The sequence below is a fragment of the Azoarcus indigens genome (genome assembly GCF_004361735.1).
Classification (GTDB): Bacteria; Pseudomonadota; Gammaproteobacteria; order Burkholderiales; family Rhodocyclaceae; genus Azoarcus; species Azoarcus indigens.
Genome location: NZ_SNVV01000012.1, coordinates 152,760 through 172,864, shown reverse-complemented (window position 1 = coordinate 172,864; position 20,105 = coordinate 152,760). Strand labels below are relative to the sequence as shown.

At 68.2% G+C, this 20,105-nt stretch carries 18 protein-coding genes and 1 pseudogene; 14 read left to right on the top strand and 5 right to left on the bottom strand.

All coding sequences use genetic code 11. From position 1 onward, the window contains the following. The 5 genes and pseudogenes from C7389_RS15075 to C7389_RS15055 all read right to left on the bottom strand — a co-directional run. Window positions 1-151: pseudogene (locus tag C7389_RS15075) on the bottom strand (3-oxoadipyl-CoA thiolase); the annotation flags it as partial. Between the two features lie 203 nt (window positions 152-354). Next, entirely contained in the window at window positions 355-1,608 is a 1,254-nt protein-coding gene (boxA, locus tag C7389_RS15070) for a benzoyl-CoA 2,3-epoxidase subunit BoxA (RefSeq protein ID WP_133592902.1), read from the bottom strand. 205 nt (window positions 1,609-1,813) lie between these two features. Continuing rightward, the gene (gene boxB / locus C7389_RS15065) at window positions 1,814-3,235 is read right to left on the bottom strand and encodes a benzoyl-CoA 2,3-epoxidase subunit BoxB (protein WP_133592900.1); all 1,422 of its coding nucleotides are present in this window, start codon (window positions 3,233-3,235) and stop codon (window positions 1,814-1,816) included. A gap of 220 nt (window positions 3,236-3,455) precedes the next feature. Further along, window positions 3,456-5,129: a 2,3-epoxybenzoyl-CoA dihydrolase gene (boxC, locus tag C7389_RS15060; protein ID WP_133592898.1), complete on the bottom strand. Its 1,674-nt coding sequence runs from the start codon at window positions 5,127-5,129 to the stop codon at window positions 3,456-3,458. A 76-nt stretch (window positions 5,130-5,205) separates the two neighbouring features. Beyond that, complete coding sequence (locus tag C7389_RS15055) at window positions 5,206-6,111, bottom strand: helix-turn-helix transcriptional regulator (protein WP_133592896.1); 906 nt, start codon at window positions 6,109-6,111, stop codon at window positions 5,206-5,208. Window positions 6,112-6,437: 326 nt separating this feature from the next. Here C7389_RS15055 and C7389_RS15050 point away from each other — a divergent pair, with 326 nt between their 5' ends. The 14 genes from C7389_RS15050 to paaH all read left to right on the top strand — a co-directional run bounded on the left by C7389_RS15050 (window position 6,438) and on the right by paaH (window position 20,056). Next, window positions 6,438-8,015 (top strand): 3,4-dehydroadipyl-CoA semialdehyde dehydrogenase, encoded by a 1,578-nt coding sequence (locus C7389_RS15050; RefSeq protein ID WP_133592894.1) that lies wholly within the window; start codon window positions 6,438-6,440, stop codon window positions 8,013-8,015. 138 nt (window positions 8,016-8,153) lie between these two features. After that, a complete protein-coding gene (locus C7389_RS15045; protein WP_133592892.1) occupies window positions 8,154-8,636 on the top strand; it encodes a DUF4863 family protein in 483 nt (160 codons plus the stop codon). A 93-nt stretch (window positions 8,637-8,729) separates the two neighbouring features. Beyond that, window positions 8,730-10,334, top strand: coding sequence for a benzoate-CoA ligase family protein (locus tag C7389_RS15040; RefSeq protein WP_133592890.1), 1,605 nt, complete (start codon window positions 8,730-8,732; stop codon window positions 10,332-10,334). Window positions 10,335-10,392: 58 nt separating this feature from the next. Beyond that, window positions 10,393-11,580, top strand: a complete 1,188-nt coding sequence (locus C7389_RS15035; protein WP_425455579.1) for an ABC transporter substrate-binding protein — start codon at window positions 10,393-10,395, stop codon at window positions 11,578-11,580. Window positions 11,581-11,662: 82 nt separating this feature from the next. Beyond that, window positions 11,663-12,529, top strand: coding sequence for a branched-chain amino acid ABC transporter permease (locus tag C7389_RS15030; RefSeq protein WP_133592888.1), 867 nt, complete (start codon window positions 11,663-11,665; stop codon window positions 12,527-12,529). Window positions 12,530-12,535: 6 nt separating this feature from the next. Beyond that, window positions 12,536-13,606 (top strand): branched-chain amino acid ABC transporter permease, encoded by a 1,071-nt coding sequence (locus C7389_RS15025; RefSeq protein WP_133592886.1) that lies wholly within the window; start codon window positions 12,536-12,538, stop codon window positions 13,604-13,606. After that, window positions 13,599-14,354 carry an ABC transporter ATP-binding protein gene (locus C7389_RS15020; RefSeq protein WP_133592884.1) on the top strand — a complete coding sequence of 252 codons (756 nt, stop codon included), beginning with the start codon at window positions 13,599-13,601 and terminating at the stop codon, window positions 14,352-14,354. Before C7389_RS15025 ends, C7389_RS15020 begins: the two co-directional genes overlap by 8 nt. Next, window positions 14,347-15,111, top strand: a complete 765-nt coding sequence (locus tag C7389_RS15015) for an ABC transporter ATP-binding protein (RefSeq protein ID WP_133592882.1) — start codon at window positions 14,347-14,349, stop codon at window positions 15,109-15,111. Before C7389_RS15020 ends, C7389_RS15015 begins: the two co-directional genes overlap by 8 nt. A gap of 1 nt (window position 15,112) precedes the next feature. After that, window positions 15,113-15,886 carry an alpha/beta fold hydrolase gene (locus C7389_RS15010; protein ID WP_133592880.1) on the top strand — a complete coding sequence of 258 codons (774 nt, stop codon included), beginning with the start codon at window positions 15,113-15,115 and terminating at the stop codon, window positions 15,884-15,886. Window positions 15,887-15,889: 3 nt separating this feature from the next. Further along, window positions 15,890-16,330 (top strand): acyl-CoA thioesterase, encoded by a 441-nt coding sequence (locus C7389_RS15005; protein WP_133592878.1) that lies wholly within the window; start codon window positions 15,890-15,892, stop codon window positions 16,328-16,330. 56 nt (window positions 16,331-16,386) lie between these two features. Then, window positions 16,387-17,190 carry an enoyl-CoA hydratase/isomerase family protein gene (locus C7389_RS15000; protein WP_133592876.1) on the top strand — a complete coding sequence of 268 codons (804 nt, stop codon included), beginning with the start codon at window positions 16,387-16,389 and terminating at the stop codon, window positions 17,188-17,190. 13 nt (window positions 17,191-17,203) lie between these two features. Continuing rightward, window positions 17,204-18,187 carry an NADPH:quinone oxidoreductase family protein gene (locus C7389_RS14995; protein WP_133592874.1) on the top strand — a complete coding sequence of 328 codons (984 nt, stop codon included), beginning with the start codon at window positions 17,204-17,206 and terminating at the stop codon, window positions 18,185-18,187. Between the two features lie 78 nt (window positions 18,188-18,265). Beyond that, window positions 18,266-18,430 carry a rubredoxin gene (locus tag C7389_RS14990; protein ID WP_133592872.1) on the top strand — a complete coding sequence of 55 codons (165 nt, stop codon included), beginning with the start codon at window positions 18,266-18,268 and terminating at the stop codon, window positions 18,428-18,430. A gap of 90 nt (window positions 18,431-18,520) precedes the next feature. Next, window positions 18,521-20,056: a 3-hydroxyacyl-CoA dehydrogenase PaaH gene (paaH, locus tag C7389_RS14985; RefSeq protein ID WP_133592870.1), complete on the top strand. Its 1,536-nt coding sequence runs from the start codon at window positions 18,521-18,523 to the stop codon at window positions 20,054-20,056. Window positions 20,057-20,105 lie beyond the last annotated feature (49 nt).

Genomic DNA, 20,105 nt, shown 5'->3' with positions numbered 1-20,105 from the left:
CGTCCAGGGCGGACCAGTCCAGGCCGGCGTTGCGTTCCATCAGCGCCTTGATCGGGAGGGCGGCGAGGTCGTCGGCGCGCACGCCGGAGAGGGCGTCGCCGTAGCGGCCTATGGGGGTGCGGATGCCGTCGCAGATGAAGACTTCACTCACGGAAGGAACTCCTCTTGACCCGGCGGCTGTCGCGGGCGGCCGGCCGGCGGAAAAAAAAGGGGGCGCGTCGCCACGCCCCCGAACGAGAGAGTTGGAGACAACCCTCTGGAGAACAGGTGCCACCGGGCGGGTGGCCCGCGCGGGTGGAATGCGCCGCGCGGGTCGTGCTGGCCGGCTGCCTTGTTCAGGCAGGCAGGGCGGGCTCAGTAAGTCTCGATGTGGAAGCGGCCGGTGGTGAGCAGCCTGGGCCGCAGCGCGTCCCAGTCGGCGCCCTTGGCGCGGCAGATGTCGCGGAAGGCTTCGAGGACGCCGGCTTCCATGGTCTTGAGGCCGCAGATGTAGATGTAGGCGTTCTCGTCCTGCAGCATCTGGAAGACCTTGTCGGCGCGCTCGCGGATCAGGTCCTGCACGTACTTCTTCGGCTCGCCGGGCACGCGGGAGAAGGCCAGGTTGATGTCGATGAAGTCTTCCGGCAGCTTCTGCAGCGGGCCGAAGTAGGGCAGCTCGCCCGGCGTGCGGGCGCCGAAGAACAGCACCAGCTCGCCGCCTTCCTTCAGCGCCATGCGCCGGCGGCGGCGCTCGGTCATCGCCCGCATCGGCGCCGAGCCGGTGCCGGTGCAGATCATCATGATGGAGGCGCCCGGGTGGTTGGGCATGAGGAAGCTGGCGCCGTAGGGGCCGGTGACCTGCACCTTGTCGCCCTTTTTCAGATCGCAGACGTAGTTGGAGGCCACGCCCTTGGCCGGATTGCCTTCGTGGTCTTCGGTGACGCGCTTCACCGTCAGCGCCAGGTTGTTGTAGTGCGGGCGCTCGCCCTCGCGCGGGCTGGCGACGGAGTACATGCGCAGCAGGTGGGGCTTGCCGCGCTCGTCCAGGCCGGGCGGGATGATGCCGATGGACTGGCCTTCCAGCACCGGGAAGGGGGTGGCGCCGAAATCCAGCACGATGTGGTGGATGTCGGAGGAGGCGTCCTCGTCGGTGAGCCGGTAGTTGCCGGTGACGGTGGCGGTGACCGGGTTGGCCGGCGAGTAGAGATTGACGTAGGGGTGCGAGGCCGACCACGGCGCCAGCGAGGGGCCGCCCTGGCCAGCGGTGGCGACGTCGGTGATCTGCTGCACTTCGGCCGGGGTTTCGCCGCCGCCGCCGGTGGCGCCGGTCTGGGCTTCGTAGTTGTCCAGCTCGGTGGTGTCGGGCAGGAGATCCCAGGAAAGCTGCTCTTCCAGCGTATGCGGCTGCTGCTGCTCGACGTTGCGCCAGGAATCGATCGCGCCGGTAGGACAGGGCGGGACGCAGGCGAGGCAGCCGTTGCAGACCTCGAACTTGACCACGTAGTTGCGCGAATCATGGGTGATCGCGTCTATCGGGCAGGTCTCCTCGCAGGTGTTGCAGCGGATGCAGATTTCCGGATCGATCAGGTGTTGCCGGGCGATGCTGGCGTGCTCTGCTGGCGCGTTCATGGTCTCTCTCCTTGGGTCTCTCTCTCAGGCCTCGTGCCGCTGCGGTGCTGCCGGCGCCGGGCCCTGGTCTCCGATGTTCTGATTTGCCAAAGGTGCACCGGCCGCGGCCGGCGGCGCGGCGCCGTGAGGGGATGCGCTGCCGTACGGATGTACGGTGCGCATCGCGGTCGCGGCCCCGGGTCGCGCGGCAGGCCGGTGCGGCCTTTTAGTTGAAGCGGACGTACTCGAAGTTGACCGGCTGGTTGTTGATGCCGCGTCCCGGGGGGGCGATCCAGTTGGCGAACTTGCCCGGCTCCAGGCAGCGGCCCATCAGGGAGTGTACATACAGGCGGTCTTCATCGCTGGGCAGCCAGTTCAGGTGCTGGTGGGTCCATTCGGCTTCGGACAGCAGGCGGCCGTCGGGCGACACATGGACGTCGGCGAACATGCCGATGGCGCGGTGGAAGCCCTTGTGCGGCAGGGTGAACTTGAAATCGATGCCGAACTTCGCCGGGATGCGGTTCCAGCGATCGACACCGGCCTGCACGTCGGCGATCCAGTCGTCGCGCAGACGCTCGTTCAGGGCCGACAGCGCGGCGACCTGGCGAGTGCCGATCTTGTCGCCGGCCACGTCCATCACCTGGTACTCGTTGTTCTGCAGCTTGTGGTCGTCGTCGATCTTGGTTTCTTCGAAACGTCCCTTGAGGCCGGTGGTGTAGTAGGTGGCGGCGTTGGACGACACTTCGTTGCCATACAGGTCGCTGGTGACGCTGAAGTGGAAGTTGAGGTACTTCTGCAGCGTCGGCAGGTCGATCACGCCGGCGGCGCGCAGCTTCTCCTTGTCGTCGGTCTTCAGCTGCTGCATCACTTCGCAGGTGCGCTGGATCACGCGGGCCACGCCGGATTCGCCGACGAAGAGGTGGTGCGCTTCCTCGGTGAGCATGAACTTGCAGGTGCGCGCCAGCGGGTCGAAGGCGGACTCGGCCAGGGAGGCGAGTTGGTACTTGCCGTCGCGGTCGGTGATGAAGGTGAACATGAAGAAGGACAGCCAGTCCGGCGTCTTCTCGTTGAAGGCGGTGAGGATGCGGGGGTTGTCCTCGTCACCCGAGCGGCGCTCCAGCAGGGCTTCGCCTTCCTCGCGGCCGTCGCGGCCGAAGTGGGCGTGCAGCAGATATACCATGGCCCACAGGTGGCGGCCTTCTTCCACGTTCACCTGGAACAGGTTGCGCAGGTCGTACAGCGAGGGCGCGGTGAGGCCGAGGTGGCGCTGCTGCTCGACCGAGGCCGGCTCGGTGTCGCCCTGGGTGACGATGATGCGGCGCAGGGTGGAGCGGTACTCGCCCGGCACTTCCTGCCACACGTCTTCACCCTTGTGGTCGCCGAAGGTGATCTTCTTGTCGGCTTCCTGCGGCGCCAGGAAGATGCCCCAGCGGTAGTCCGGCATCTTCACGTGGTCGAAGTGCGCCCAGCCCTTGGGGTCGACGCTGATGGCGGTGCGCAGGTAGACGTCGTAGTTGGTCGAGCCGTCCGGGCCCATGTCGTCCCACCATTGCAGGAAGGCCGGCTGCCAGTGCTCCAGGGCGCGCTGCAGGGTCTTGTTTTCCGACAGATTGACGTTGTTCGGGATGCGTTCGCTGTAGTTGATCATGACTCAGTGCTCCTCCGAGTTTCGGATGTGGCGTGCTGGGGCACGCGCTGCTTTGCGACGGACCTCCCGCTCTGCGCCAAGGCGCCGACTGCATCGGCAGTGGGACGGCTTGCCACGCGGCTCGGGCGAGGGATACGGACGGACCGGGTGCTTGTGCCCGGGCTTGTTCTTCCGGCGGCCGGCGGGTGGCCTTCCAGCCACCCGCCGGCGGCTTGCCGGCTTAGACGCGGTCCCAGTCGAACTGGGCCTTCTTGCCGGAGCCGAACAGCTTCAGCGCGCCGTTGGCGCCCACCGCGTTCGGGCGGATGAAGATCCAGTTCTGCCACGCCGACAGCCGACCGAAGATGCGGGTGTTCATCGTCTCGGTGATGCCGAAGCGCAGGTTCGCCTCCAGGCCGGTAAGGGCGTCGGGCGACAGGGCCACGCGTTCCTCGATGGCGATGCGGATTTCATCCGCCCAGTCGAGGTCGTCGGGGATGGAGGTGACCAGGCCCAGCTCGAAGGCTTCGGCCGGGGTGAGCAGGCTGCCTTCCTTCGCCTTCACCGCGCCGACCTGGGCTTCGTCTTCGTAGAAGCGGGCGGCGATGCGGGAGAGGCCGTTCACCATCGGCAAGGCGCCGAAGTTGAGGGCGGAGAGGCCGATGCGGTTCTCGGCGTCCGGCGTGTCCAGCATGTAGCTGCGGTCGGCGGCCAGGGCGATTTCCAGCAGGGTGCCGGCGAAGCAGGAGCCCGGCTCGATCAGCGCGTACAGGCTGCGGGAGGAAACGTCGATGCGGGCCAGGGTACGGCGCAGCATGCCCAGGGTTTCGCGCACGAACCAGTTGTCCTGGTTGGCGGCGATGATGCCGTCGATCTCCAGCACCACCTTGGCGTCGCCGGCGGTGCGCAGCTGCCACAGGCCGACATCGAGATGGTTGGTGCGCAGGTTGAGGATGGCGTCGTCCAGTTCGCGCGCCATCTTCAGCGGCCACCAGGCGGCGCCCTGGGCTTCGATCTCGGCGGCGCTGCGGGCGCCGACGGCGGCGGGCGCACGCACCGTCAGCGTGGCGCTGCGGCCGGCGGCGTCGATGGCGACATCGACGAATTCATAGTGGTAGCCCTTGTCGTCCTCCATGCGCTCCAGGCGCGGCAGCGGCACGCCCTTGGCGCCCAGCGGACGGTTGGATTGCCGGGCGAGTTCCTTGGCGCGGGCGGCGACGTGCTCGCCGAACTGCTGCTGCTTCACCACGTCGTCCACCAGCTTCCAGTCCTTGGCGCGGCTGCCGCGCACACCTTCGGAGATGGTGCAGAAGATGTCGGCGTGGTCGCGGCGCACCTTGCGCTTGTCGGTGACGCGGGTGAGGCCGCCGGTGCCCGGCAGCACGCCCAGCAGCGGCACTTCCGGCAGGGAGACGGCGGAGTTGCGGTCATCCACCAGCACGATCTCGTCGCAGGCCAGCGCCAGCTCGTAGCCGCCGCCGGCGGTGGTGCCGTTGCAGGCGGCGATGAACTTGAGGCCAGAGTACTGGCTGGCGTCCTCGATGCCGTTGCGGGTCTCGTTGGTGAACTTGCAGAAGTTCACCTTCCAGGCATGGGTGGACACGCCCAGCATGTAGATGTTGGCGCCGGAACAGAAGATCTTGGCCTTGCCGGAGGTGAACACCACCGTGCGCACTTCCGGATGCTCGAAGCGGATGCGCTGCAGGGCGTCGTGCAGTTCGATGTCCACCCCGAGGTCGTAGGAATTCAGCTTGAGCTTGTAGCCCGGGCGGATGCCGCCGTCCTCGTCGATGTCCAGCGTCAGCGTGGCGACTTCGCCGTCGAAGCCCAGTTTCCAGTGCTTGTAGCGCGACGGCTCGGTGCGGTAGTCCACCGGTTCGATTTGGGCGTCCTGCTTGATCGCGACCGCTTCCATTTGTCTGTCTCCTCTCTGTCGGGGTTTGGGGTGGGCCTGCGGTTTTACCGGCCCGGCCGGCGAGCCGGCCCTTGCGTCAGCTCGCGACGAATTGCCTGAGCTTCAGGAAACTTTCCTCCACCGTCTCGCCCGAGGTGTCGAGCACGGTGTCGGCGCGGGCGTAGAGGGATTCGCGCGCCTCCAGGATGCGCTTGAGGTCCTCCATCGCCTCGTCGTTGCCCGCCATCGGCCGCAGGTCGCCCTGGGCCATCACGCGGGCCATGTGTTCTTCCGGCTGCGCCTTCACCCACACGGTGAGGCAGTTCGACAGCAGCATTTCGTAGGTTTCCGGCTGGGCAACCACGCCGCCGCCCACCGAGATCACCGCGCGGTCGTGGTCGCGGATCACCCGCTCCAGCGCGCGCTTTTCGATGCGGCGGTAGCCGGACTGGCCGTAGAGGGCGAACAGTTCGCTCGCCGGCATGCCGGTGTCTTTCTCGATCTCGCGGTCCAGCTCGATGAAGGGCATGCCTTCTTCCTTGGCCAGCCGCCCGCCCAGGGTGGACTTGCCGGCGCCGCGCAGGCCGATCAGGGCGATGCGCTTCCTGCGCACCGCTTCTTCATGGCCGAAGTCGCGCATCAGGCGGAACACCACTTCCTCCAGCCGGTTCTGCGGCAGCCGTTCGAGGAAGCGGCGGATCAGCCGCTTTTCCACCGTGTCTTCCGCTTCCGGCGCCAGCAGTTCCACCAGGGAGACATCCAGCGCCCGGGCAATATGGCGCAGCAGCACGATGGAAACGTTGCCTTCGCCGCCTTCCAGGTGTGCCAGGTGGCGCTCGGAGACGTTGGCCTCGCGTGCCACCAGCTTGCGTGTCATGCCGCGGCGGTCGCGGATCTCGCGCACCCGCTTGCCGAGCGTCTGCAGGAAATCGGCGTCGCTGCCAACGGCGGGCAGGGCGTCGGTTTCCTTGCTGTTGTCTGCGATCGGGTCCTTGGTGTTCATCCTTGGCTTCCTGTTGCGCCCTGACCGGCGCGCTTGAGTTGAACAATAGTGCAGTCGAAATTTATCGTCAAGAGGTATATTGCATCTTGTGCGGGGCGGTAGATGCAGAAAACTTCCTAAATGCGCCTGGGTTGCTTATTAGGTGCACTGGAAATTAGCTTTATCTTGCAATGCATCATCGGCATTGTCCTTTTAACATGCAATAAAGTGCTTGACGAGGTGGGCTTCGCGTGTATTCTATATCCAACGGTCGCACCCTTCGTCGGCGCGACGGCCTGATAAAGAAGCGCGGCGCAGACCGCATCGGAACCTGACAAGGAGGAGCTGTGAAACTGGCCAATTACGTATACGGACAGTGGGTGGAAGGCAGCGGCGAAGGCGCCGCCCTGTTCGATCCGGTCAGCGGTGAGCAGCTGGTGAGCGTCTCTTCCGACGGTATCGACCTGGCGCGGGCCTTCTCCTTCGCCCGCGACAGCGCCGGCCCCGCGCTGCGGGTGCTGGGCTACGAAGCGCGCGCCGGCCTCCTGGGCGCCATCGCCGACGTGCTGGCGGCCAAGCGCAGCGACTACTACGAAATTTCCCTGAAGAACTCTGGCGCCGGCGAAGGCGATGCCGCCTTCGATGTGGATGGCGCCATCTTCACCCTCAAGACCTACGCCCGCGCCGGCCGCGCCCTCGGCCCGGCGCGCCTGCTGCGCGAAGGCAAGGCGGTGCCGCTGGCGAAGACGGACGCCTTCCAGGGCCAGCATTTCCTCGCGCCCCTCACTGGCGTGGCGGTGTTCATCAACGCCTTCAACTTCCCCGCCTGGGGTTTGTGGGAGAAAGCCGCCCCGGCCCTGCTGGCCGGCGTGCCGGTGGTGGTGAAGCCGGCCACGCCCACCGCCTGGCTGACCCAGCGCATGGTGGAAGACGTGGTGGCGGCGGGTATCCTGCCGCCGGGCGCCATCTCCATCGTCTGTGGTTCCGCCCGCGACCTGCTGGATCATGTGCAGGCCTGTGACCTCGTTTCCTTCACCGGCTCGGCCGAAACTGCCGCGCGCATCCGCAATCACCCCAAGGTGGTGGCGAACGCGGTGCGGGTGAACGTGGAGGCGGATAGCCTGAATTCCGCCATCCTCGGCCCGGATGCGGTGCCGGGCAGCGGTGAGTTCGATCTCGCGGTGAAGGAGATCGTGCGCGAGATGACGATCAAGGCCGGGCAGAAATGCACCGCCATCCGCCGCGTGCTGGCACCGGCGGCCATTGCCCCGGCGCTGGCCGAAGCGGTGGCGGCCAAGCTCGCCGGCATGAAGGTGGGCAACCCGCGCAGCGAAGGCGTGCGCGTCGGCCCGCTGGTGAGCAAGGCCCAGCAGGCCGCCGCCGAGGAAGGGCTGGCGCTGCTGCGCAAGGACGCCAGGGTGGTGTTCGGCGGCGGTGAAGGCTTTGCGCCGGTGGACGCCGACCCGGCCGCCTCTGCCTTCGTCCAGCCCACGCTGCTCTATTGCGACAAAGGTCTGGCGGCGCAATACGTTCATGACGTCGAGGTGTTCGGTCCGGTGGCCACCGTGCTGCCCTATGCGGATACCCCGGAAGCCATAGCGCTGGCGCGGCGCGGCGGCGGCTCGCTGGTGGCCTCGGCGTACTCCGCCGACGCCGCCTTCCTGGGCGATCTGGTGCCCGCCATCGCCGACCTGCATGGCCGCGTGATGGTGGTAGACAGCGCGATCGGCAGCCAGCACACTGGTCACGGCAATGTGATGCCGACCTGCCTGCATGGCGGGCCGGGGCGGGCCGGCGGCGGTGAGGAACTGGGTGGTCTGCGCGCACTTGCCGCCTATCACCGTCGTTATGTGGTGCAGGGTGGCCCGGCGCTGCTGGAAGCCCTGGCGCGCGACGCGGCGGATGCGGCGCTGCTGGGTGGCTGAGCCGGCGGCAAGGGTTTGGCATCACCGCTCCGGTCGGCAGCCGGGGTGAGGGCAGGGCGCAAGCGGCATTGCATCCCCTGCGCCCGCGAATAAAAGAAAGACGAGGATCGCCCCCGATCCCGACAGGAGAGACAAAGGATGTCGCCAGACAAAGTCACGCCCGAGCGCTTCCAGGCGCTGATCTCGCGAGTCACCGACGTCATCGCCGGCCTGCCGGTGGACAAGGAACTCGAGGCCCTGCTGAACCAGCGCTTTCCCGCCGATGGCGACGATTTCCGCGCCATCGCCGAGGCCTGTAAGGAGGCGGTCGCCGCCGGCTGGATGTGCGACCGCGAACATGGCGGCATCAAGTACGGCCGCGTCATCAAGCCGGGGCCGGCGCTGAAGGGCTTCAGCGTGGACGTGGTGGAGATGAACGACGTCGCCGGCCCGCACCACGTTCATCCGAACGGCGAAATCGACCTCATCATGCCGCTGGAAGGCGACGCCCGCTTCGACGGCCACGGCGCCGGCTGGTTCGTCTACGGTCCCGGCAGCGGCCACCGGCCGACGGTGTCCGGCGGCCGCGCCTACGTGCTCTACCTGCTGCCGGAAGGCGCCATCGAATTCACGCGTCAGTAAGACCCGCCCGCCGCGGCGGGCATCCGCAAAGCCGGCAACCATAGACCGGCTGCGGTCCGCAGTGGCGGTACCCAGTACCACGGAGGAGACACCATGCCTACCCTGAGCGAGGCGGACCACGCCACCAGTCCGCCCAAAATCAGCATCCCGCGCCTGTACAACGCCGCCGACGATCTCATCGGCCGCAACCTCGCCGCCGGCCGCGGCGGCAAGCTGGCCTACATCGACGACAAGGGCCGCTACACCTACGACGAGCTGGCCGCCCGCGCCAACCGCTTCGCCAACCTGCTGGGCACGCTGGGCGTGATGCGCGAGCAGCGGGTGCTGCTGTGCGTGCACGACACCATCGATTTCCCCGCCACCTTCCTCGGCGCCATCAAGGCCGGCGTGGTGCCCATCGCGGTCAACACCCTGCTCACCGCCGCCGACTACGAATACATGCTGGGCGACAGCCGCGCCCGCGTCGCGGTGGTGTCCGAGCCGCTGCTGCCGCTGTTTCAGCCGCTGCTGGAGAAGATCCCGACGCTGGAGCGCCTCCTCGTCGCCGGTGCCGACGGCGCCCAGGGCGAACGGGTGCAGGCGCTGGCACCGCTGCTGGCCGAGAGCGGCGAACACTTCGAGGCCGTCGCCACCACCCGCGACGACGCCTGTTTCTGGCTCTATTCCTCCGGTTCCACCGGCGCGCCCAAGGGCACGGTGCACGTGCATTCCAGCCTGATGGAAACCGCCGAGCTGTACGCCCGGCCCATCCTCGGCATCCGCGAGGACGACGTTGTCTTCTCCGCCGCCAAGCTGTTCTTCGCCTACGGCCTGGGCAACGGCCTTACCTTCCCGCTGGCGGTGGGCGCCACCACCGTGCTGATGGCCGAGCGGCCGACGCCGGCGGCGGTGTTCCAGCGCCTGCGCGAGCACAAGCCCACCATCTTCTACGGCGTGCCCACGCTGTACGCCTCCATGCTGGCAGCGGCAGACTGCCCGCAGCGCGAGGAAATGCGCCTGCGCGCCTGCACCTCCGCCGGCGAGGCGCTGCCGGAGGAGATCGCCAGGCGCTGGGCGCAGCGCTTCGGCGTGGACATCCTGGACGGCATCGGCTCCACCGAGATGCTGCACATCTTCATCTCCAACCGCCCGGGCGACGTCCGCTACGGCACCACCGGCAAGCCGGTGCCAGGCTACGAAGTGCGGCTGGTGGACGACGAAGGCAACATCATCGACGGCGCCAACCAGCCGGGCGAGCTGCAGATCTCCGGCAGCACCAGCGCGATGGCCTACTGGAACAACCGCGACAAGAGCCGCGCCACCTTCCAGGGCAGCTGGACGCGCAGCGGCGACAAGTATTCGCGCACCGCCGACGGCTACTACGTCTATGCCGGCCGCAGCGACGACATGCTGAAGGTGAGCGGCATCTACGTTTCGCCGATCGAGGTCGAATCCTGCCTGATCCAGCACGAGGCGGTGCTGGAGGCGGCGGTGGTCGGCCATGAGGACGACGACAAGCTGATCAAGCCCAAGGCCTATGTGGTGCTCAAGCCCGGCATCAGCGCCAGCCCGGTGCTGGCGGAGGCGATCAAGCAGCACGTCAAGGCCGGCCTCGCTCCCTACAAGTACCCGCGCTGGATGGAGTTCGTCGAAGAACTGCCCAAGACCGCCACCGGCAAGATCCAGCGTTTCAAATTGCGCGCCGCCGGCTCCCGCTGACGGCGAAGCAAACCCGGCGGCGGCATGATCCGCCGTACGACAACAATAGGAGGAGACCATGATGCAGGATCAACAACGACGTAATGTCATGCGGGTGGCGGTCGGTCTGGCGCTGGCCGCCCTGGCGCCCATCGGCGCGGTGCAGGCGGCGGAGAAGGTGAAGGTCGGGCTGATGCTGCCCTACACCGGCACCTACGCCTCGCTGGGCAATGCCATCACCAACGGCTTCAAGCAGTACGTGGCGGAGCAGGGCGGCACCCTGGCCGGCCGCGAGGTGGAGTATTTCGTGGTGGATGACGAGTCCGACCCGGCGAAGGCGACGGAGAACGCCAACAAGCTGACCAAGCGCGACCAGGTGGATGTGCTGGTCGGCACGGTGCACTCCGGCGTCGCCCTGGCCATGGCCAAGGTCGCCCGCGACACCAAGACGCTGATGATCATCCCCAACGCCGGGGCCGACGAACTCACCGGTCCGCTGTGCTCGCCCAACGTCTTCCGCAGCTCTTTCAGCAACTGGCAGCCGGGCTACGCCATGGGCAAGGTCGCCGCCGAGCGCGGCCACAAGACCGCGGTGACGCTGACCTGGAAGTACGCCGCGGGCGACGAGGCCACCAGCGGCTTCGCCAAGGGCTTCGAATCCGGCGGCGGCAAGGTGGTGAAGCAGCTCACGCTGCCCTTCCCCAACGTCGAGTTCCAGGCGCTGCTGACCGAGATCGCGTCGCTCAAGCCGGACGCGGTGTACGTGTTCTTCGCCGGCGGCGGCGCGGTCAAGTTCGTCAAGGACTATGAAGCGGCCGGGCTGAAGAACAGCATCCCGCTGTACTCCAGCGGCTTCCTCACCGACGGCACACTGGAGGCCATGGGCACTTCCGGCGAGGGCCTGGTCACCGCGCTGCACTACGCCGACGGCCTGGACAACGCCAAGGACAAGGCCTTCCGCAGTGGCTACGTGACCGCGTACAAGGCGCAGCCGGACGTCTATGCGGTGCAGGGCTACGACGCCGCCCAGCTGCTGAAGGCCGGCCTGGACGCGGTGAAGGGCAGCGACAAGCTGGACAAGGACGCCATGATCAAGGCCATGGGCGCCGCCACCATCGACAGTCCGCGCGGCAGCTTCACCCTGTCGCCCGCCCACAACCCGGTGCAGGACATCTACCTGCGCAAGGTCGAAGGCAAGGAGAACAAGGTGATCGGCATCGCCGCCAAGAAGCTCGCTGACCCGGCGCGCGGCTGCAAGATGATGTAAGGCGCGGGTATTCCCCGACCCGTCCAGTAAACCCAAGCACATCCGGGCGCTGCCGCAGGGCGGCGCCCGGAGGGGAAGGCTCATGGATCTCGTCACATTCCTGATTCAGATTCTGAACGCGCTGCAGTACGGCCTGCTGCTGTTCCTGGTGGCCAGCGGGCTGACGCTGGTGTTCGGCATCATGGGCATCATCAATCTCGCCCACGGCAGCTTCTACATGGTGGGGGCCTACATGGCCTTCGTCCTCACCGGCATGACCGGCAACCTGATGCTGACCATCGCCCTCGGCATCCCGCTGGCCTTCGCCTTCGGCGCGCTGCTGGAGTGGCTGCTGTTCGCCCACCTCTACAAGCGCGATCACCTGGAGCAGGTGCTGCTCACCTACGGCCTCATCCTCATCTTCGAGGAACTGCGCAGCCTGGCGGTGGGCGACGATGTGCACGGCGTGGCGGTGCCGGCGCTGTTCTCCGCCTCCATTCCGCTGTCGGACACGCTGAGCTACCCGGTGTACCGCATCGTCATCTCGGTGGTCTGTCTGCTGCTGGCCGGCGGCCTGTGGTGGCTGATGAAGCGCACCCGGCTGGGCATGATGATCCGCGCCGGCAGTCACGACCGCGACATGGTCCAGTCGCTCGGCATCGACATCAACCTGCTCTACCGCACGGTGTTCGCCCTCGGCGTGGCGCTGGCCGCACTGGCCGGCATGCTGGCGGCGCCCATCTCCTCGGTGTATCCGGGCATGGGCGGCAGCGTGCTGATCATTTCCTTCGTCATCGTCGTCATCGGCGGCATCGGGTCGGTGTGGGGCGCGCTGGTGGCGGCCCTGCTGATCGGCTTCGCCGACACCTTCGGCAAGGTGCTGCTGCCCGAATTCGCCGGGCTGGCGGTGTATCTGGTCATGGCGGCGGTGCTGCTGTGGCGGCCCGAAGGCATCTTCAAGAAGGGGTAAGGGCGCATGGACTCCCGTATCGCACTCGTTCTCAAGCTGGTTGCGCTGGCCGGCCTGCTCGCCTTCCCGGCCTTCGGTTCGCCGTTCTACGTCGAGATGCTGGCCAAGATCCTGGTGCTGGCGATCTTCGCCATGAGCCTGGACCTGCTGGTGGGCTTCACCGGATTGGTCAGCCTGGGCCATGCCGCCTTCTTCGGCGTCGCCGCCTACGCGGTGGCGCTGCTCACGCCCAAGTACGACCCGGCCAGCCTGTGGCTGGCGCTGCCGCTGTCGGTGCTGGGGGCGGCGGCGGCGGCCTTCGTCATCGGCCTGTTCGTGCTTCGCACCAAGGGCATCTACTTCATCATGGTGACGCTGGCCTTCGCCCAGATGGCTTATTACGTGTTCCACGACACCGCGCTGGGCGGCGGGTCGGACGGCATCTACCTCAACTTCAAGCCGGATGCGAGCATCGCCGGCTGGGCGCCGTTCAGCCTGGACGAACCGATGCACCTGTACTACTTCATCGTGTTCGCGATGGTGGCGGTGTTCGTGTTCCTCACCCTGGTGCTGCGCTCGCCCTTCGGCAAGGTGCTGGTGGGCATACGCAGCAACGAGCACCGCATGCAGTCGCTGGGCTACGCCACCTTCCGCTACAAGCTGGCGGCCTTCACCCTGGCCGGCGCGCTGGCCGGGGTGGCGGGCTTCCTCTATGCGGTGCTGTTCGGCTTCGTCACCCCGGAGTACCTGTCCTGGCACCAGTCCGGCAATGTGCTGATGATGGTGATCCTGGGCGGCATGGGGAACCTGGCCGGGGCGGTGATAGGCGCGTTCGCCTTCGTCGGCCTGCAGGAGTTCTTCGCCGGCATGACCAAGCACTGGCAGCTGCTGATGGGTGGCGTGATCGTGCTGGCGGTGCTGTTCCTGCCGGGCGGCATCGCCGCGCTGCCGCGCCGCCTCGCCGCGGCCCGCGAGGCCCGGCGCGCCGCGCTGCCGCCTGATGCGCCGCCGCCGGCGGCAAGAAAGGCGGCCGCGCCCGCCACGCCGCCGGCCCCGCCGATGATAGGCAAGATGAAGCAGGGGGTGAATCATGTCTGAGGCCATGCTCGTTGCTGACAAGCTCACCCGCCGCTTCGGCGGCCTGGCGGCCAACCAGGATGTCTGCCTGGAACTGCACCGTGGCGCGCTGCATGCGCTGCTGGGGCCCAACGGCGCGGGCAAGTCCACCTGCATCAACATGCTCTCCGGCGATCTGCCGCCTTCGTCCGGCCGCATCGTCTTCGGCGGCCGCGACATCAGCACGCTGACCGCCGCGCAGCGCTCGCGCATCGGCATCGGCCGCAGCTACCAGCGCACCAACATCTTTCCCGGCTTCACCGTGCTGGAGAACTGCCGGCTGGCGGCGCAGTCGCGCAACCCGCGGCCGTGGAAGATCTTCACCGACGCGCTGCGCCTGTCGGACACGGTGACGCGGGCGGAGGCAGCCATCGCCGAGGCCGGCCTGGCCGGGCGCGAGGGCCGCGTCGCCGGCACGCTCTCCCACGGCGAGCAGCGCCAGCTGGAGATCGCCATGGTGCTGGCCACCGACGCCCAGGTGCTGCTGCTGGACGAACCGCTGGCCGGCATGGGCTCGGAGGAGTCCGCCCAGATGGTGGAGCTGCTGAAAGGCCTCAAGGCCAGGCGCGCCATCCTGCTGGTGGAGCACGACATGGATGCGGTGTTCGCGGTGGCGGACACCATCACCGTGATGGTCAACGGCCTGGTGCTGGCCTCGGGCGCGCCGGAAGCGATCCGCGCCAACCCGGACGTGCAGCAGGCCTACCTGGGAGAGGGCGCCCATGTCTGAAACCGTCAGCCACAATGCCGCCAGTTCCAACGCGGCTTCCAACGCCGCGGAGACCCTGCTGGAAGCCCGCGGCCTGCACACCTACTACGGCTCCAGCCACATCCTGCACGGGGTGGATTTCCGCATCGGCAAGGGCGAAACCCTGGGCTTGATGGGGCGCAACGGCATGGGCAAGACCACGCTGATCCGCAGCATGCTCGGGCTGGTGAAGCCGCGCGGCGGCGAGGTGAGGGTGCGCGGCCACGCGATGACCGGCGGCCCCACCCACCGCATTGCCCGCCGCGGCGTCGCCTACGTGCCCGAAGGCCGCGGCATCTTCCCCAACCTGTCGGTGCGGGAGAACCTGCTGATGGCGGCCCGCCCCGGCGTGGATGGCCAGTGCAACTGGGACTACGACCGGGTGATGCACACCTTTCCGCGCCTGGCCGAGCGCATCGGCCACGGCGGCGGCCAGCTCTCAGGTGGCGAGCAACAGATGCTCACCATAGGCCGGGCGCTGATGACCAACCCGGACCTGCTGATCCTGGACGAAGCCACCGAGGGCCTGGCGCCGCTGATCGTGCGCGAGATCTGGCGGGTGATCCGCGAGATCCGCGACAGCGGCATCGCCACCGTGATCGTGGACAAGAACCACGCCGCGGTGACCTCGGTGACCGACCGTTCGATGATCCTGGTCAAGGGGCAGGTGGTGTTCGACGGCGCGAGCGAAGCGGTGCGGAATAATCCCGAGCTGATCCAGCGACATCTTGGAGTGTGAAGTGAAGAGCATCCGCATCAACGGCACCCCGATCGAGTACGTCCGCCTGCCCTCGGCCCACCCGCGCGAGGGGGCGCCCGCCATCGTCTTCCTGCACGAGGGCCTGGGCTCGGTGGCAATGTGGCGCGACTTCCCGCAGAAGGTGGCCGACGCCACCGGCTGCGAAGCGGTGGTCTATTCCCGCGCCGGCTACGGCGGCTCCGGCCCGGCGGCGCTGCCGCGGGCGGTGAGCTACATGCATGACGAAGGGCTGGCGGTGCTGCCGGCCTTTCTTTCCGCGCTGGAGCTGGAGCGGCCGCTGCTGTTCGGCCATTCAGACGGCGGCTCCATCGCCCTGATCTGCGCCGGCGGCACCGACACGCCGCTGGCCGGGGTGATCGCGATGGCGCCGCATGTGATGGTGGAGGACATCTCGGTGAGCAGCATCGCCCTGGCGAAGATCGCCTACACCAGCACCGATCTGCCGGCGCGGCTGGGCAAGTACCACGCCGACGTGGACGCTGCCTTCTGGGGCTGGAACGACATCTGGCTGCACCCGGATTTCCGCGCCTGGAACATCGAGGAATACCTGCCGCGCATCGAATGCCCGGTGCTGGCGCTGCAGGGCGAGGACGACGAGTACGGCACCATGGCGCAGATCGAACGCATCGCCGCCGGCGCCCGCGACGTCGAGCTGGTGAAGCTGGCCGACTGCCGCCACTCGCCGCACAAGGACCAGCCGGAGGCGGTGATCGCCGCCGTCTCCGCCTTCCTCGAACGCACGGTGGAGGCCTGAGCCATGGCGAGGATCTTCGAGCGCAACAAGCGTGTTCGCTTCGCCCACTGCGATCCGGCCGGCATCGTCTTCTATCCGCGCTACGTGGAGCTGTTCAACGAGGTGGTGGAAGACTGGTTCGCCGACGGCCTGGGGGTCGGCTTCCAGGACCTGCACGAGGTGCGCCGCCTCGGCATCCCCACGGTGAAGCTGGACGTGGAATACCTCACGCCCTCGCGCTACGGCGACGTGCTCACCTTCCGCCTGCAGGTGGCGCGCATCGGCAACGCCTCGGTGGAAGTGGAGATCGCCGCCGGCGTCGGCGACAAGGACAGGGTGCGCGCCCGCCTCAAGTTCGTGCTCGCCGACATGGACAAGTTGAAGGGCGTGCCGATCGACGAATTCTGGCGGCCGAAATTCGCCGCTTACCTGAAGCCGGGCGGGGAAGACCTGGCGGCGCGCTGAGCGCGGCCGCCGTTTTCCGCCGGCGCGCCCCGGCGCATCGCAAAAGGAAACGCAGCATGGATTACAGCCGCTACACCGGCCTGCAGGTGGTGAAGCACGACAAAGGCATCGCCGAGGTCATCATGGGCCGCGACGGCAAACTGCCGGCCGCCGACCACGCCGGCCACGGCGAACTGGCCGACATCTGGCGCGACATCGACCGCGATCCAGACATCTCGGTGGCCATTGTCCGCGGCCAGGCCAAGGGCTTCTCCGCCGGCGGCACGCTGGAGCTGGTGGCCGACATGGTGGACAGCTTCGAGCACCGCGCCCGGGTGTGGAAGGAGGCGCGGGAGATCGTGTACAACATGATCAACTGCTCCAAGATCATCGTCTCCGCCATCAACGGCCCGGCGGTCGGCGGCGGCCTGGCGGTGGCGCTGCTGGCGGACATTTCCATCGCGGCGAAGAACGCCCGCCTGATCGACGGCCACACCCGGCTGGGCGTGGCCGCCGGCGACCACGCCGCCATCATCTGGCCGCTGCTGTGCGGCATGGCCCGCGCCAAGCTGCACCTGCTGCTGTCGGACGAAGTCAGCGGCGAAGAGGCGGAGCGCATCGGCCTGGTGTCCATGGCGGTGGAGGCGGATGCGCTGATGGACAGCGCCTTCGACATCGCCGCAAAACTCGCCGCCGGGCCGCAGAGCGCGCTGCGCTGGACCAAGCACAGCCTGAACAACTGGCTGCGCCAGGCCGGCCCCCTCTTCGACAACTCGGTGGCGCTGGAAATGCTCGGCTTCACCGGCCCGGAAGTGCGTGAAGGGCTGGCGGCGGTGCGCGAGCGGCGCACGCCCGCCTTCCCGCCCGGCGCGCCGTTCTGAGGATGCAGCGGCCATGCGCGCGTTGATCTGCGACCGCAACGAGGGCATCGCCGGCCTGCGGCTGGGCGAGCTGCCCGATCCGCAGCCGGCCGCTGGCGAGCTGGTGCTGCGGGTGGCCGCCGCCGGCGTGAATTTCTACGACACCCTGATCGTGCAGGGTAAGTACCAGATCAAGCCGCCGCTGCCCTTCGCTCCCGGCGGCGAGGTGGCCGGCACGGTGGCGGCGGTGGGCGAGGGCGTGGCCGGCTTCCGGATCGGCGACCGCGTATGCGCCTTCACCTCCTACGGCGGCGACGCCGAGCTGTGCCGGGCCCGTGTCAGCCAGACCTGGCGGCTGCCGCAGGCTGTGGATTTCGATAGCGCCGCCGCCGGGCTGGTGGCCTACGGCACCGCCTGGTTCGCCTTACATGACCGCGGCCGCCTGGCCGCCGGCGAAACCGTGCTGGTGCTGGGCGCGGCCGGCGGCGTCGGCCTGGCGGCGGTGCAGATCGCCCATGCCGCCGGCGCCCGGGTGATCGCCGCCGCCAGTTCACCGGAGCGCCTGGCCTTGTGCCGCGAGGCCGGCGCCGACCTCGGCATCGAATACAGCCGGCAGGAACTGAAGGACGCAGTGAAGGAACTCACCGCCGGCCGCGGCGCGGATGTGGTGATCGACGTCGTCGGCGGCGCCTTCACCGAGAGCGCCTTGCGCGCCACCGCCTGGCGCGGCCGCCTGCTGGTGATCGGCTTCGCCGCCGGCGAGATTCCGCGCCTGCCGGCCAACCTGCTGCTGCTCAAGGGCTGCGAGGCCAGCGGCGTGTTCTGGGATGAATTGCTGCGGCGCGAGCCGGCGCGGGCGGCGGAGCAGGTCGGCCAGGTGCTGGCGGGCTTCGCCGACGGCAGCCTGCGGCCGCGGATCAGCGCCCGCTACCCCTTGTCGCGTGGCGCCGAAGCGCTGCAGATGCTGGCCGGGCGCAAGGCGCCGGGCAAGCTGTTGATCACGCCCGCAGAGGCGTGACCGGGGCGGAGCGGACCCGGTTTTTTCACCCGCTCGCCTGTTTTTCCAACCCCGAATCGAGACAAAAGGATAACGATCATGGCCAAATACCAATGTGGCGCCTGCTTCTTCCCCTACGACGAGGAGCAGGGACTGCCCGAAGACGGCATCCCGGCGGGTACGCCCTGGGAAGCCGTGCCTGAGGATTGGGTGTGCCCGGATTGCGGCAACCCCAAGAGCAGCTTCATCGGTCTGGACGACTGACCCGAAGCGCCCCACGTCACTGCGTGCGCTGCCCTGGAAGGGCGGTGTGCCGGCGGCGGTGCGGCGCGTACTAGTGGAGAAGAAATACAAATGGCAGCACTGAATCCCCAAACGAGCGTTCTGGTGATCGGTGCCGGTGCGATGGGCGCGGGTATCGCGCACGTTGCAGCGGCCGCCGGCCACCCGGTGTACCTCTACGACACCCGGGCGGAGGCGATAGAGCGCGGCATTGCCGGCATCGGCAAGGACCTCGCCTTCCTCGTTTCCAAGGGCAGGATGGAAGAGGCCGAACGCGCGGCGGTGCTGGGCCGGGTGAGCGCGGTGACCGACCTCGCCCAGGCGGCGGACGCCGGCCTTGCCATCGAGGCCATCGTCGAGAACCTCGAGGTGAAGCAGTCGCTGTTCAAGCAGCTGGAAGCCCTGCTGCCGACCGACGCCATCCTGGCGAGCAACACTTCCTCCCTGTCCATCACCGCCATGGCCGCCGCGCTGGCTCGGCCGGAACGGCTGGGCGGCCTGCACTTCTTCAACCCGGCGCCGCGCATGAAGCTGGTGGAGATCGTCTCCGGCCTCGCCACCGATCCCGCCATCGCCGAAACCCTGTACGCCACTGCCAAGGCCTGGGGCAAGGTGCCGGTGCATGCGAAGTCCACCCCGGGCTTCATCGTGAACCGCGTTGCCCGGCCGTTCTACGCCGAGGCGCTGCGGGTGCTGGCCGAGCGCGCCGCCGAGCCGGCGACGGTGGATGCCGCGCTGCGCGAGGGCTGCAATTTCCCGATGGGCCCCTTCGAGCTGATGGATCTGATCGGCCACGATGTGAACTTCGCAGTCACCAACTCGGTGTTCGACGCCTACTTCGGCGACCGCCGCTTCGCCCCCAGCCTGATCCAGCAGGAACTGGTGGCCGCCGGCCGCCTGGGGCGCAAGAGCGGCCACGGTTTCTATAACTACGCCGAAGGCGCCGCCAAGCCGCAGGCGCAGGAGGAGGAACTGCACACCGCCGACCTGCCGGTGACCGCGGTAGGCGACCTCGGCGCTGCCGCCGCCCTGATCGGCCGTCTGGAAAGCGCTGGCGTGGAAGTGCGCCGCGAATCCGGCGACGCCGGCGTGCAGGGCTGGCTGGAAATCGGCTCTGCCCGGTTGACGCTGTCCGACGGCCGCAGCGCCTCTCGCCGTGCCGCCGAGGAAGGCATCGCCAACCTGGTGCTGTTCGACCTCTGCCTGGACTACGCCACCACGCCGCGCCTGCTGCTGAGCCGCTCCGATGACTGCGGCCACGGTGCCTGGGGCGCGGTGGTGGGCACGCTGCAGCGCGCCGGCATCGTGGTGAGCCGCATCGACGACATCGCCGGCATGGTGGCGCTGCGCACGGTGGCCATGCTCGCCAACGAGGGTTCGGACGCGGTGCTGCAGGGCATAGGCAACGCCGCCGATATCGACACTGCGATGCGCTTCGGCACCAATTACCCGAGGGGCCCGCTCTCCTGGGCCGACCAGCTGGGCCTGGGCTTCGTCGCCAAGGTGCTGCTGAACCTGCGCGAGCACTACGGCGAAGAGCGCTACCGGGTGTCGCCGCTGCTGCAGCGCTTGGCGCTGCGCAGCCAGGGCCAGTTCCACGAGGGCTGAGCCGGGTTGAACCTTGCTCCGCTCTACGGTTGGCGGCGGGGCGGCGAGG